Annotated in this window: 15 protein-coding genes and 1 tRNA gene; 12 read left to right on the forward strand and 4 right to left on the reverse strand. The window is 71.5% G+C overall.

All coding sequences use genetic code 11. The annotated features are described in order from the left end of the window. The first annotated feature begins 9 nt into the window (after positions 1–9). The 6 genes from C7C46_RS16810 (at position 10) to C7C46_RS16830 (ending at position 5921) form a co-directional block, all read left to right on the forward strand. Entirely contained in the window at positions 10–1779 is a 1770-nt protein-coding gene (locus tag C7C46_RS16810; protein WP_220040639.1) for an acyl-CoA dehydrogenase family protein, read from the forward strand. Beyond that, positions 1779–1952 (forward strand): hypothetical protein, encoded by a 174-nt coding sequence (locus tag C7C46_RS35060; RefSeq protein ID WP_181442392.1) that lies wholly within the window; start codon positions 1779–1781, stop codon positions 1950–1952. The genes C7C46_RS16810 and C7C46_RS35060 overlap by 1 nt, the downstream gene beginning before the upstream one ends. Next, entirely contained in the window at positions 1949–2638 is a 690-nt protein-coding gene (locus tag C7C46_RS16815) for a 4'-phosphopantetheinyl transferase family protein (protein ID WP_110670468.1), read from the forward strand. Before C7C46_RS35060 ends, C7C46_RS16815 begins: the two co-directional genes overlap by 4 nt. A gap of 10 nt (positions 2639–2648) precedes the next feature. Further along, positions 2649–3944 (forward strand): NAD(P)/FAD-dependent oxidoreductase, encoded by a 1296-nt coding sequence (locus tag C7C46_RS16820; protein WP_110670469.1) that lies wholly within the window; start codon positions 2649–2651, stop codon positions 3942–3944. 46 nt (positions 3945–3990) lie between these two features. After that, complete coding sequence (locus C7C46_RS16825; RefSeq protein ID WP_110670471.1) at positions 3991–4410, forward strand: DUF3291 domain-containing protein; 420 nt, start codon at positions 3991–3993, stop codon at positions 4408–4410. A gap of 83 nt (positions 4411–4493) precedes the next feature. Then, positions 4494–5921, forward strand: coding sequence for an MFS transporter (locus C7C46_RS16830; protein ID WP_110670473.1), 1428 nt, complete (start codon positions 4494–4496; stop codon positions 5919–5921). Between the two features lie 74 nt (positions 5922–5995). On the opposite strand, the gene C7C46_RS16835 is transcribed toward C7C46_RS16830, so the two are convergent. Beyond that, positions 5996–6631, reverse strand: a complete 636-nt coding sequence (locus tag C7C46_RS16835) for a MerR family transcriptional regulator (RefSeq protein ID WP_110670475.1) — start codon at positions 6629–6631, stop codon at positions 5996–5998. Between C7C46_RS16835 and C7C46_RS16840 the strand changes: the two genes are divergently transcribed. Beyond that, on the forward strand, positions 6632–7735 hold the full coding sequence (locus tag C7C46_RS16840) for a UDP-N-acetylmuramate dehydrogenase (protein ID WP_110670477.1): 1104 nt from the start codon (positions 6632–6634) through the stop codon (positions 7733–7735). Here C7C46_RS16840 and C7C46_RS16845 read toward each other — a convergent pair. The 3 genes from C7C46_RS16845 to C7C46_RS16855 form a co-directional block, all read right to left on the reverse strand. Beyond that, complete coding sequence (locus C7C46_RS16845) at positions 7716–7898, reverse strand: hypothetical protein (protein ID WP_110670479.1); 183 nt, start codon at positions 7896–7898, stop codon at positions 7716–7718. The two genes, C7C46_RS16840 and C7C46_RS16845, sit on opposite strands and share 20 nt — an antisense overlap. Before the next feature lie 14 nt (positions 7899–7912). Beyond that, the gene (locus tag C7C46_RS16850) at positions 7913–8938 is read right to left on the reverse strand and encodes an adenosine deaminase (protein ID WP_110670481.1); all 1026 of its coding nucleotides are present in this window, start codon (positions 8936–8938) and stop codon (positions 7913–7915) included. Positions 8939–9032: 94 nt separating this feature from the next. Next, positions 9033–10268, reverse strand: coding sequence for a pyridoxal phosphate-dependent aminotransferase (locus C7C46_RS16855; RefSeq protein ID WP_110670483.1), 1236 nt, complete (start codon positions 10266–10268; stop codon positions 9033–9035). 208 nt (positions 10269–10476) lie between these two features. Between C7C46_RS16855 and C7C46_RS16860 the strand changes: the two genes are divergently transcribed. The 5 genes from C7C46_RS16860 (at position 10477) to rplA (ending at position 13494) form a co-directional block, all read left to right on the forward strand. After that, positions 10477–10549: transfer RNA gene (locus C7C46_RS16860), tRNA-Trp, on the forward strand. Positions 10550–10648: 99 nt separating this feature from the next. Beyond that, entirely contained in the window at positions 10649–11020 is a 372-nt protein-coding gene (gene secE, locus C7C46_RS16865; RefSeq protein ID WP_110670485.1) for a preprotein translocase subunit SecE, read from the forward strand. Positions 11021–11205: 185 nt separating this feature from the next. Next, positions 11206–12105 carry a transcription termination/antitermination protein NusG gene (gene nusG, locus C7C46_RS16870; RefSeq protein WP_181442393.1) on the forward strand — a complete coding sequence of 300 codons (900 nt, stop codon included), beginning with the start codon at positions 11206–11208 and terminating at the stop codon, positions 12103–12105. Positions 12106–12266: 161 nt separating this feature from the next. Continuing rightward, positions 12267–12701, forward strand: a complete 435-nt coding sequence (gene rplK, locus C7C46_RS16875) for a 50S ribosomal protein L11 (protein ID WP_110670487.1) — start codon at positions 12267–12269, stop codon at positions 12699–12701. A gap of 70 nt (positions 12702–12771) precedes the next feature. Further along, complete coding sequence (rplA, locus tag C7C46_RS16880) at positions 12772–13494, forward strand: 50S ribosomal protein L1 (RefSeq protein WP_110670489.1); 723 nt, start codon at positions 12772–12774, stop codon at positions 13492–13494. Positions 13495–13518 lie beyond the last annotated feature (24 nt).

Genomic DNA, 13518 nt, shown 5'->3' on the forward strand with positions numbered 1-13518 from the left:
GGAGAGGCTGTGCTGTACCAAGAACTGGCCAAACTCGCGGCCGAGTTGGAGGACCACCTCGGGGATCCGCAGGATCCGACCAGCCGGATGCCGTTCGCGGCCGTGCTGGCCGCCGACGAGCGCGAGGAGTACCCGTACACCTTCGTCAACCTGCTGCAGCGCTGGGGCGTGCCCGACTACAACATCCCCGAGGCGCAGGGCGGCCGGGCCGGCGACGTGGCGACCGGCTACCAGTTGCTGCGGCTGATCGCCCGCCGCGATCCGACCACCGCCACCGCGCTGATCATCACCAGCCTGGCGTTCATGCCCGCCTGGATCGCCGGCACCGAGGAGCAGAAGCAGTACCTGGCCGACGCGATGCGCCAGGGCAGCCGGTACGCCTGGGGGCTGTCGGAGCGCCAGCACGGCAGCGACGTGCTGGCCAACGAGATGACCGCGGACAAGGTCCCCGGCGGCTGGCTGCTGACCGGTGAGAAGTGGCTGATCGGCAATGCCCGGGTGTCCGACGGCCTGATGCTGTTCGCCCGCACCAGGGCCGGCGGCGGACCGGCCGGCTACTCGATCTTCCTGCTGGAGAAGCGCCGCTGCCCGGCCGGCACCGTCGAGGAACTGCCCAACGAGCGGCTGCACGGGCTGCGCGCCCTGGACATGAGCGGAGTCCGGCTGGACCGGGTCTTCGTGCCCGAGTCGGCGCTGATCGGCGCCGAGGGCGCGGGGCTGGAGATCGCCCTGAAGACCTCCCAGGTGGCCCGCACCCTGATCGGCTCGATCGCGCTGTCCGCGGTGGACACCGCGCTGCGGGTCACCCTGGACTTCACCGAGCAGCGCCGGATCTTCGGCCAGCTGGTCAGTGACATCCCCTATTCCAGGCGGCAGTTGACCGAGAGCTTCGCCGACCTGATGGTGGCCGACGCGGTCAGCCTGGGCGCGGTGCGCAGCCTGCAGCTGCTGCCCGAGCAGACCAGCGTCTGGTCCTCGGTGGTGAAGTACTTCGTCCCCACCCTGCTGGAGCGCACCATGTCCCAGCTCAACGTGGTGCTGGGGGCCCGGTTCTACCTGCGCGACACCCCGCACTACGGGATCCACCAGAAGATGCTGCGCGACCTGCTGGTGGCCAACTTCGCCGACGGCAACACCGTGGTCAACCTGAAGAACCTGGCCCTGCAGCTGGAGGGCCTGCTGGAGTCGGCGGCCGGGCCGGTCCAGGACGCGGCGGCGGTGGCCGCGGCCGAGCGCCGGGCCCCGGTGCTGTACGGCCCGGAGCAGCCGCTGCCGATGTACCGCCCGTGGGACCAGGAGCTGTTCAGCCGCGGTCGGGACGACGCGCTGCTGGCCGCACCGGCCGCGGTGGACGAGCTGCGCCGCCGGGCCGCGCGGCAGGAGCCGGCCGAGCACCGCCGGCTGCTGCAGGCGGCCGAGCTGGCCGAGGAGCTGCTGGAGCGGGCCGGCCCGCTGCGCGAGCGCTGCCGGGCGCTCAAGGCCGACCTCGGCCGGGCCTACGGGCAGAGCGCCGAACTCTTCGACCTGGCCAAGGAGTACTGCCTGCTGCACGCGGTGGCCGCCTGCCTGCACGCGCACCTGCACGCCTCGCTCGGCGAGCCCTTCCCCAGCGGCGCGCTGCTGCTGCTCCAGCTGGAGCGGCTGCGCCGGCAGTGGTACCCGCACGAGACGGTCACCGACTCCGCGGTGGTGGACGAGGTGATGGCGGCGCTGCGCCAACTGCACCAGGAGGGGCGGCTCTTCTCGTACGGCCGGTTCCAACTGGCCCGGGCCTCCTGATGGCGGCCGCCACGGCCGCGGCGGCGGTCGTCTGCCCGCGCTGCTCGGCGGCCACCGACCAGGTCGACGCCGACCTGGGTGTCTGCGCCGCCTGCCGGGACCGGCTGCGCGGCGACCTGACCAGCTGGGTGATGCAGCTGGTGGGGCTGTGGGTGCTGCGGGAGGACCGATGAGCGAGGGCCACCTGTGGCTGCTGCCCGAGTCGGCGGTGGACGGCTTCGCCGCCCGGCACGGCGGCACCGCGCTGCTCACCGAGGCCGAGCGCGAGCTGCTGGCGCGCCGCCGCACCCCGGGCGCCCGGCGCCGCTACCTGGGCGCCCGGGTGCTCTCCCGGTACGCGCTCAGTGCGCGCTGCGGGCGCCCGCTGGGGGAGTGGCGGTTCGGCCACGGTCCGGACGGCCGGCCCGAACCGCTGGGCCCCGCCGACGGGTTGCGGTTCAACCTGTCGCACACCGACGGGCTGATCGCCTGCCTGGTGACCGAGCAGGCAGCCTGCGGGGTGGACGTGGAGGCCACCCCGGCCGGCCCGGACGCGGTGCGCTACCTGCCGCGCTTCCTGGCCGAGTCCGAGCGGGCGCTGCTGACCGGCCCCGGAGCCGGGCCGGCCCGCACGCTGGCCGCGCTCTGGGTGCTGAAGGAGGCCTACCTCAAGGCGCTGGGCACCGGCCTGCGCCGGGGTCTGGCTGAGTTCGCCTTCTCCACCCCGCACCGCACCCCGATCCAGCTGCACGACCCGGACACGCCCCCCGGCGCGCCCGGCTGGCAGTTCGAACTTCACTACCCCGCCCCGGGGTTCGTGCTCGCCACCGCCGTCCAGGACGGCACCGGCGGGCGGCTGCAGCAGACCGTACTCACCTGAGGAGCAACAGATGTCCAACCAGCCCCGCATCGCGGTGATCGGTGCCGGCGTGGCCGGCCTGTCCGCCGCCTACCGCCTGCGCCGGCACGCCGAGATCACCCTGTTCGAGCAGGACGACCGGGTCGGCGGCCACGCCAACACCATCGAGGTCGAGGACGCCGGCCGCACCCTCGGCATCGACACCGCCTTCGTGGTGATGAACCGCCCCAGCTACCCGGAGTTCGGCGCCTTCCTGGACGAGCTCGGGGTGGGCACCGTCGAGCACGCCGGCGGCTTCAACTTCTTCGACCTGGACAGCGGCCTGCAGTACGGCACCCCGGAGCTGAACCTGCCCGAGGAGGAGGTGACGACCCGCTACCCGGCCGAGTTCGGCACCATCTGGCGCGAGGCCCGGCGGTTCCACGAGGAGGGCCGGCGGGACTTCTTCCGCAAGCGCACCGACCTTCCGCTGGGCGAGTACCTGGACCGCGGCGGCTACAGCCAGGAGTTCCGCTACGGGTACGTCATCCTGCTGTGCACCGCCGTCTGGTCGGTCCCGGCCGAGCTGATCTGGCAGATGCCGGCCACCACCGTGATCGCCTTCTTCATGGCCCACGACGAGGGCGGCCTCGGCGGGCAGCGGGTGGACTGGCGCACCGTCGAGGGCGGCTCGATCTCCTACGTGCGCAAGGCGATCGCCGCGATCGGCGGCAAGCTGCGGCTGAACGAGCCGGTGCTCGGGGTGCGCGAGGAGGAGCACGGGGTGGAGGTGACCACCACCAGCGGCACCGAGCACTTCGACCACGTGGTGCTCGCGGTCCACGGCGACCAGGCCCGGGCGCTGCTCACCGACCCGAACGAGGTGCAGCGGCGCACCCTGGCCAATATCCGCTACAACGCCTCGCTGGCGGTGCTGCACACTGATGCGAGCGCCATGCCGGCCGACCGCTCCCGCTGGGAGAGCTGGAACTACGGCAAGGTGACGGTCGACGGGCAGGTCCGCCCGTACGTCGCCTACTACATGAACAAGCTGCACGGCTTCGAGTCCGCGACCGACTACTTCGTCACCCTGGACTACCCGGGCGAGCTGCGCGCGGACGCGGTGATCCGCGAACTGCGCTACGAGCACCCGGTGATCGACCTCGACCTGCGCACCCTGCAGCAGACCATCTACCAGGTCAACGAGGGCAGTCGGATCAAGCTCTGCGGCTCCTACTTCCACTCCAAGCGCCTGCACCACGACCAGATCGGCTCGCACGAGGCGGCCTTCGCGGCCGGACGTGACGCAGCACAGACACTCCTGCACGAGATCGGCGCAGCGGTGTAGTATGGATAGTGTCAGGTTCCACTATCGATAGAAGGTGGTGCGGCCGATGCCGACGCTCCCCTGGATCACCCCGAACCGACCCGGCCCGCAGACCACCACCGCGCTGGTGATGGCCTCCACCTTCGAAGTCCGCTCGCTCAAGGACGTCCCGCGCTTCTTCCGCCAGTCCCTGGTGGCCTGGAAGCAGGTGAAGACCGCCCCCGGCGCGCTCGGCGCCTCGCTGATCGCCCAGCCGCTCAAGCGCACCTTCTGGACGCTGTCCGCCTGGGAGAGCCGCGAGCAGCTCTACACCTACGCCCGCACCGAGCCGCACAAGACGGTGATGACCTCGCTGCGCGAGACCTCGCGCGAGTCGGTCTTCGCCTTCTGGGAGGTCCCGGTCGACCAACTGCCGATCAGTTGGGCCGACGCCCGCAGCCGGCTCGCCGAGCAGCGGCGGGCCGACCGGGCCGACCGAACGAACTGACGCACCGTCATCCGGTGCGCCCCACGCACCCTCAGCCGTCCTGAAGTCCCTGAAGTCCCTGAAGTCCCTGAAGGGGAACCGCTATGCCGTCGTCCGATCGCAAGGTGCCGCTGTGGCTGTCGATCGTCGCGTGCAGCGTGCCGATGTTCATGGTGGCGCTGGACAACCTGGTCGTCTCCACCGCACTGCACACCCTGGCCGTCGACCTCAAGGCGAACACCCGCGACCTGCAGTGGTTCGTCAACGCCTACGTGCTCAGTTTCTCCTGCCTGCTGCTGATCGGCGCGGCCCTCGGTGACCGGTTCGGCCGCCGGCGGGTCTTCGTCATCGGCATCACCCTGTTCACCCTGGCCTCGATCAGCTGCGGCCTGTCCCACAGCAGTGGCGAGCTGATCGCCTCCCGGGTGGTGCAGGGCTTCGGCGCCGCGGCCGTGATGCCGCTCTCGCTCACCCTGCTCTCCCAGGCGGTCCCGGAGAAGAAGCGCAGCCTGGCGCTGGGCCTGTGGGGCGCGGTCAGCGGCCTGGCCATCGCGCTGGGCCCGGTGGTCGGCGGCGCCGTGGTGGACGGTCTGGCCTGGCAGTGGATCTTCTGGATCAACGTCCCGGTCGGCGTCGTGGCGGTCCCGCTGATCCTGCGGGTGGTCAAGGAGAGCAAGGGCGAGCGGGTCGGCCTCGACCTGCTCGGCATGCTGCTCGCCGCGGCCGGCCTGCTGGCCGTGGTCTGGGGCATCGTCAACGGCAGCACCGACGGCTGGACCTCGGCCAAGATCGTCGGCGCCTTCACGGCCGGGGCGGTGCTGCTGGCCGGCTTCGTGGCCTGGGAGCGCCGGGTCGCCCACCCGCTGCTGCCGCTGGGTTTCTACCGGATCCGCGCCTTCACCCTGACCAACATCGTCTCCGCCTCGATGTACTTCGGGGTGTTCGGCTCGATCTTCTTCCTCTCCCAGTACCTGCAGATCGCCCCGGTCCGCACCCCGCTGCAGGCCGGCGTGCTGACCCTGGCCTGGACCCTGATGCCGATGTTCATCGCCCCGGTGGCCGGCGCGATCACCGACCGGGTCGGCGGCGGGCGGCTGATGGCGCTCGGCCTCTTCCTCCAGGCCGCCGGCCTGGCCTGGATCAACCTGGTGGCCACCAGCAACACGCCCTACTCGCACCTGGTCGGCGCGATGCTGCTGGCCGGCGCCGGGATGGGCTTCGCCATCGCGCCCACCGCCGCGGTGGTGCTGGGCGCGGTCGGCGCCGAGCACCGCGGCAAGGCCTCCGGGGCCAACACCACGGTGCGCGAGATCGGCGGGGCGCTGGGCATCGCGGTGCTCAGCAGTGTCTTCCTGGCGCACGGCAGCGCCGACAGCGCCGCCGACTTCGTGCGCGGGCTGCACCCGGCGGTCTGGGTCGGTGTCGGGGTGGTGGTCTTCGGCGGGATCTGCGCGCTGTTCATCCCGAACGGACGCCCGGCCCCGGAGCAGGCCGAGCCGGCCGCGCCCGAGGAGGTGCTGGCCGGGGTCTGAGGCCCCGTCAGGCGGGCGGGCGCGGTGCCGGGGGTCGGCACCGCGCCCGCTGCGTTCTGCTCCGGTGCCTGCTGCTACTCCGGCGTGCCCTCGAAGAGCCGGTGCGAGGCGTCGGACTGGGCCAGCCGGCGCATCGCACCGATCAGCGCGTCGCCCAGCACGGTGCCCAGCACCGCGCCCTCCACCATCGCGTCCACCCCGTCCCGGCGGCCGATCGCCGCCAGCTCCGACTTGGCCAGCTGCTCGGCGGCCTGCGCGTAGTCGTCCAGCAGGGTCAGCAGGTCCTGCTGGCCCAGCTCGTCGAAGGTCACCACCAGCTGCACCAGCGCCTGCTCGGCCGGGATCCCGGGCCGCACCTGCCAGCCGCGCCGGCGCACCAGCTCGGCCACCCGCGCCTCGGCCCGCTGCCAGACCTCGGAGTCCTCCGGTGCCACCTGCGGGGTGATCGCCGACTGCGCCACGCCCAGCACCTGGTGCACGCCGTTGCCCGGCTCGTCCACCGCCTCCAGCACCTCCCGGGCGGCGGCCACCGAGAGCTTGCCCACCTCGGTCATCGCGCGCACCAGCTTGATCCGGTGCAGGTGCTCCTCGCCGTACTGGGCCTGGTTGTGGCTGGTCAGCCGACCGTGCGGGAGCAACCCCTCGCGCAGGTAGAACTTGATCGTGGGCACCGGCACCCCGGTCCGCTTGCTCAACTCTCCGATGCGCATATGGATAGCATACGTCTCCATTTACCGCGCCAGACCGCCTCCGCCGTATACCGTGGTCCGGTGCACGTGACCGAGAACGCCCCGCTCGCCCCGCTGACCACGCTGCGCCTCGGCGGCCCCGCGCGCCGGTTGGTGACCGCGCACACCGACCAGGAGGTGCTGGAGACGGTGCGCGCCGCCGACGCGGCCGGCGAGCCGCTGCTGGTGATCGGCGGCGGCAGCAACCTGGTGATCGGCGACGCCGGTTTCGACGGCACCGTGCTGCGGATCGCCACCACCGGGCGCACCGTCCGGGGCACCACTCTGGAGCTGGCCGCCGGCGAGCCCTGGGCCGCGGCGGTGGCCGAGGTGGTGCACGAGCACGGGCTGGCCGGCCTCGAGTTCCTGGCCGGCATCCCCGGCTCGGCCGGCGCCACCCCGGTGCAGAACGTCGGCGCCTACGGCCAGGAGGTCGCCCAGACCATCACCGAGGTGGTGGCCTACGACCGCCGGGCCGGCGAGACGGTCACCCTGACCAACGCCGAGTGCGCCTTCTCCTACCGGCACAGCCGCTTCAAGGCCGAGCCGGACCGCTACGTGGTGCTCCGGGTCCGCTTCGCCCTGGAGGACGCGGCCGGCGCATCGAGCCCGATCCGCTACCCCGAGGTGGCCCGCACCCTGGGCGCCGAGGCCGGCTCCCGGGTCGACCTGCGCACCGCCCACCGGACGGTGCTGGAGCTGCGGGCGAACAAGGGCATGGTGCTGGACGAGCAGGACCACGACACCTGGTCGGCCGGCTCCTTCTTCACCAACCCGATCCTCACCCCCGAGCAGTACCAGGCCTTCCGGTCCCGGCTCGGCGGGCTGACCGCTCCCGCCTTCCCGGCCCCCGACGGCACCACCAAGACCTCGGCGGCCTGGCTGATCGACAACGCCGGCTTCAAGAAGGGCTACGGCAGCGGTCCGGCCACGCTGTCCACCAAGCACACCCTGGCGCTGACCAACCGCGGCTCGGCCAGCACCGCCGACCTGCTGGCGCTGGCCCGGGAGATCCGCGCGGGCGTGCACCGGGTGTTCGGCGTGGAGCTGGTCAACGAGCCGGTCTTCATCGGCGTCGAGCTCTGACCACCAGCACCGCGACCAGAACCACCACCAGCAGCAGCACGAGCAGCAGCCACATCGGCGCCGGACCGCCCACCGGGCGGCTGGAGTACCAGCCGTGATGGTGGATCACATGGTGCGTGATGTGGTGGGTGGTGTGCCGAGTGCTGAGGAGTCGTCTGCTCATAGCCGGTCAGACTGTCATGCGATCGGCCCGGCGAGCCAGGCATCGATCTCCCCGAGCAGTTCCTTGCGCACCCCCTCCGGCGCCCGCGAGCCGCGCACCGACTGCCGGGCCAGCTCGGCCAGCTCCGGATCGGTGAACCCGTGCACCTCGCGGGCCAGTCGGTACTGCTCGACCAGCCGGGAGCCGAACAGCAGCGGGTCGTCCGCGCCCAGCGCGATCGGCACCCCGGCCTCGAACAGCGTGCGCAGCGGCACCGCCCCCGGTCCTTCGTAGACACCCAGCGAGACGTTGGAGGCCGGGCAGACCTCGCAGGTGACCTGCCGGTCGGCCAGCCGCTGCATCAGCCTCGGGTCCTCGGCCGCGCGCACCCCGTGCCCGATCCGGCCGGCCCCCAGGTCGTCCAGGCAGTCCCGGACCGAGTAGGGCCCGGCCAGCTCGCCGCCGTGCGGCGCCGCCAGCAGCCCGCCCTTGCGGGCGATCCCGAAGGCCCGGTCGAAGTCACGGGCCAGGCCGCGCCGCTCGTCGTTGGACAGCCCGAAGCCGACCACCCCCTGGTCCGCGTACCGCACCGCGAGCCGGGCCAGCACGCGCGCGTCCATCTCCGACTTCATCCGGTTCGCCGCCACCAGCACCCGGATCCCCACCCCGGTGGCCGCCGAGGCCTCGCGCACCGCGTCCAGCACCAGTTCCACGGCCGGGATCAGCCCGCCCAGCCGCGGCGCGTAGGAGGTCGGGTCGACCTGGATCTCCAGCCAGCGCGAACCGTCCGCCACCTCGTCCTCGGCGGTCTCGCGGACCAGCCGGCGGATGTCCTGCTCGTCCCGCAGCACCGAGCGGGCGGTGTCGTACAGCCGCTGGAACCGGAACCAGCCGCGCTCGTCGGTGGCGTGCAGCCTCGGAGGGGTGCCGGAGCTCAGCGCCTCGGGCAGCCGGACCCGGTGCTTGGCCGCCAGCTCGAGCAGCGTGCCCGGGCGCATCGAACCGGTGAAGTGCAGGTGCAGATGGGCCTTCGGCAGCGCCCGCAGGTCTCGCTGTTCCATCCACGAATCCTGCCGCAAAGCCCGTCAAAAGGGGAACCGCCCTGTTCAGGTCCCCCGATGGGGTGAACAGGGCGGCTCCGGGGCTGACGGTGGATCAGTCCTGCGCCTCGGCGAGCAGCTTCTGCATCCGGGCCACGCCCTCGGCCAGGTCCGCGTCGCCCAGCGCGTAGGACAGCCGCAGGTAGCCGGGGGTGCCGAAGGCCTCGCCCGGCACCACCGCGACCTCCGCCTCGTCCAGGATCAGCGCGGCCAGCTCGGCCGAGCTCTGCGGCCGGCGGCCGCGGATCTCCTTGCCCAGCAGCCCCTTGACCGACGGGTAGACGTAGAAGGCGCCCAGCGGCTCGGGGCAGAGGACGCCGTCGATCTCGTTCAGCATCCGCACGATGGTGCGCCGGCGGCGGTCGAAGGCGACCTTCATCTCGTCCACCGCGGCCAGGTCCCCGCTGACCGCGGCCAGCGCGGCCTGCTGCGCCACGTTGCTCACGTTCGAGGTGGCGTGCGACTGCAGGTTGGTGGCGGCCGCCACCACGTCCTTGGGGCCGATCAGCCAGCCCACCCGCCAGCCGGTCATCGCGTAGGTCTTGGCCACTCCGTTGACCACGATGCACCGGTCCGCCAGCTCCGGCAGCAGGGCCGGCAGCGAGGTGAAGCTCGCGTCCCCGTACACCAGGTGCTGGTAGATCTCGTCGGTCAGCACCCACAGGCCGTGCTCCAGCGCCCAGCGGCCGATCGCCTCCGCCTCGGCCTCGGTGTAGACCGAGCCGGTCGGGTTGGACGGCGAGACGAAGAGCACCACCTTGGTGCGCGCGGTGCGGGCGGCCTCCAGTTGGGCCACCGAGACCTTGTAGTCGGTGGTCTCGTCCGCCACCACCTCGACCGGGACGCCGCCGGCCAGCCGGATCGACTCCGGGTAGGTGGTCCAGTAGGGGGCCGGCACGATGACCTCGTCGCCCGGGTCCAGGATCGCGGCGAAGGCCTCGTAGATCGCCTGCTTGCCGCCGTTGGTCACCAGCACCTGGGAGGCGTCGACCTGGTAGCCGGAGTCCCGGAAGGTCTTCGCAGCGATGGCCGCCTTGAGCTCGGGCAGGCCGCCGGCCGGGGTGTACCGGTGGTTCTTCGGGTCCCGGCAGGCCTCGACGGCCGCCTCGACGATGTAGTCGGGGGTCGGGAAGTCCGGCTCGCCGGCGCCGAAGCCGATCACCGGGCGACCGGCCGCCTTGAGGGCCTTGGCCTTGGCGTCGACCGCCAGCGTGGCGGACTCCGCGATGGCGCCGATCCGGGCGGAGACCCGCCGGTCGGAGGGAGAGGGGGCGGGGGTGGAAGCGCTCATAGCTGCATGGTCGCAGAACCGGCCCGGCACCTGCCTGCGGCTTTCCCGATCGGGGGGTTCGCCGTAAGAGGTTCGACCAAACGCCGCCGAACCCGTACACTCACTGATCGACGGCCCGGCCGCCACCGCTGACGACCTCCGGGTGTGCCACACACACCTGGTCGGATGGGGTAGGTTAAGGGGCGCAGTCGGCACCGTGAGGCGCCGTAGGGCACTAGCTCAATTGGTAGAGCACCGGTCTCCAAAACCGGCGGTTGGGGGTTCAAGTCCCTCGTGCCCTGCTCCTTGTTCCACGTCCAGCCCGTTCGCTCGCCAGAGCGAGCGGGCTTGATGCGGAGCGGGCCCCAGCCAACCATGCGACCGGATTCAGGTGAGGACGAGTGACGGAGACCACGGGCTCCACCGCAACGCCTGAGAGCGGCAACCCCGAGGACGCGACGCCCGTCGACGGCGCCGCCGAGGGCACCAACGAGGGCGACAAGACGCTCTCCCGCCGCGAGCGCAAGCGCGCCAACAGGGAAGCCGGTGGCGAGGGCGGCAAGTCCGGCAAGCGCGCCAAGCGCGGCCTCTTCTCCCGCATCGGGCTCTACTACCGGCAGATCATCGCCGAGCTGCGCAAGGTCGTCTGGCCGACCCGCAACGAGCTGATGAACTACACCACCGTCGTGGTGACCTTCGTGGTCGTCATGATCGCCCTGGTGGCGACCCTGGACTGGGGCTTCGCCAAGGCGAGCTTCTGGATCTTCGGCTGATCCTGCCGGACAGCCCCCGCACCACCTCCCGACCCGGGACGGACCCCACCGCAGCACCACACGGGGACCGCCCGGGTCGAGCTGTCGGCGCAGACGGGACAAGCCAGCTACCGTGGAGTCGGTACTGTTGAGGCTTGCCCACCAGCCGTACCCATCTCCACCTCTCCAGGAAAGAAGCAGCCACCGTGTCTGAGTCCCCCCTGTACGACGCCGACGAGACCGTCCGCGAGGCGGATGGCGCCGAGCTGGATGCGGCTGAGGCTGCCGGTGCCGCCGAGGACTTCCCCGCGGACGCCGAGCAGATCACCGACGCGGTGGACAGCGACGAGGACGAGGTAGCGGCGGCCGACGAGGCCGAGGCCGGCGAGCCCGCCGAGGAGGCCGCGCTGCACGAGGTGGGCGACGCCGAGGCCGCTGCGGGCGAGGCCTTCGACGAGTCCGGTGCCGAGGTCGAGGAGGCCGAGGTCGAGGAGGAGGACGTCGACCCGGTCGCCAAGTTCCGCGAGGAGCTGCGCTTCATGCCGGGCGAGTGGTACGTCATCCACACCTACGCCGGCTACGAGAACCGGGTGAAGCAGAACCTCGAGCAGCGTGCCGTCTCGCTCAACGTCGAGGAGTACATCTTCCAGGCCGAGGTGCCGCAGGAGGAGGTCGTCCAGATCAAGAACGGCGACCGCAAGACCATCCGGCAGAACAAGCTCCCCGGTTACGTGCTGGTCCGCCTCGACCTGACTCCCGAGTCGTGGAACGTGGTGCGCAACACCCCGGGCGTCACCGGCTTCGTCGGCAACGCCTACGACCCGTACCCGCTGACCCTGGACGAGGTCGTCAAGATGCTCGCCCCCGACGTGGAGCGCGCCGCGGCCAAGGAGGCCGGCAAGCCCTCCCCGGTCAAGCCGAGCGAGATCCAGGTCCTCGACTTCGAGGTCGGCGACTCGGTCACCGTCACCGACGGTCCGTTCGCCACCCTGCAGGCGACGATCAACGAGATCAACCCCGACTCCAAGAAGGTCAAGGGCCTGGTGGAGATCTTCGGCCGGGAGACCCCGGTCGAGCTCTCCTTCGACCAGATCCAGAAGAACTGACCTCGTCAGAGACTCTCGGGGGCGGGGCCCGGCGGCCCCGCCCCCGATCACGTTTTGGCCGGGCGGCGCATCCGCGTTAGCCTGGTCCGCTGTGTGCACGCATATCCGGGTGTCGCCCCGGAGCCGTGCACGCGTCCATCGAAGGAAGGACCCGGAGAGACATGCCTCCCAAGAAGAAGAAGGTCACGGGGCTTATCAAGCTCCAGATCAACGCCGGTGCGGCCAACCCGGCCCCGCCGGTCGGCCCCGCGCTGGGTCAGCACGGCGTCAACATCATGGAATTCTGCAAGGCCTACAACGCCGCGACCGAGTCGCAGCGCGGCATGGTCGTGCCGGTGGAGATCACGGTCTACGAGGACCGCTCCTTCACCTTCATCACCAAGACCCCGCCGGCCGCGAAGCTGATCCTCAAGGCCGCGGGCGTGGACAAGGGCTCCGGCACTCCGCACAAGACCAAGGTCGCCAAGCTGACCTCGGCCCAGGTGCGCGAGATCGCCACCACCAAGATGCCCGACCTGAACGCCAACGACCTGGACGCCGCGGAGAAGATCATCGCGGGCACCGCCCGGTCCATGGGCATCACGATCGAGGGCTGAGACCCTTTCGTCCACCAGTGGGAGGGCCCCGCGCGGCCCGCACCACGACTCCACCAACTCAGGAGCAGCAGTGAAGCGCAGCAAGGCCCTCAAGGCCGCGGACCTCAAGGTCGACCGCGACCGCCTGTACGCCCCGCTCGAGGCCATCCGCCTCGCCCGGGAGACCGCCACCACCAAGTTCGACTCGACCGTCGAGGTCGCCATGCGTCTGGGTGTCGACCCGCGCAAGGCCGACCAGATGGTCCGCAGCACCGTGATCCTTCCGCACGGCACCGGTAAGACCGCCCGGGTCCTGGTCTTCGCGACCGGTGACCGTGCCGAGGCCGCGCGTGCTGCGGGCGCCGACATCGTCGGCTCCGACGAGCTCATCGACGAGGTGGCCAAGGGTCGCCTGGACTTCGACGCCGTCGTCGCCACCCCGGACCTCATGGGCAAGGTCGGCCGCCTGGGCCGCGTGCTCGGTCCCCGTGGCCTGATGCCGAACCCGAAGACCGGCACCGTGACCCCGGACGTGGCCAAGGCCGTGAACGAGATCAAGGGCGGCAAGATCGAGTTCCGCGTCGACAAGCACTCGAACCTGCACTTCATCATCGGTAAGGCCTCCTTCACCGACGAGCAGCTGGTCGAGAACTACGCCGCGGCGCTGGACGAGGTCCTGCGGGCCAAGCCGTCCGCCGCCAAGGGCCGCTACATCAAGAAGACCGCGGTCTCCACCACCATGGGCCCCGGTGTCCAGGTGGACCCGAACCGCACCCGCAACCTCCTGGTCGAGGAGGACCCGGCCGCTCTCTGAGCGACCTGGTCCGACTGACTGTCA

The sequence above is a fragment of the Streptomyces tateyamensis genome, assembly GCF_003205575.1.
Lineage (GTDB): Bacteria > Actinomycetota > Actinomycetes > Streptomycetales > Streptomycetaceae > Kitasatospora > Kitasatospora tateyamensis.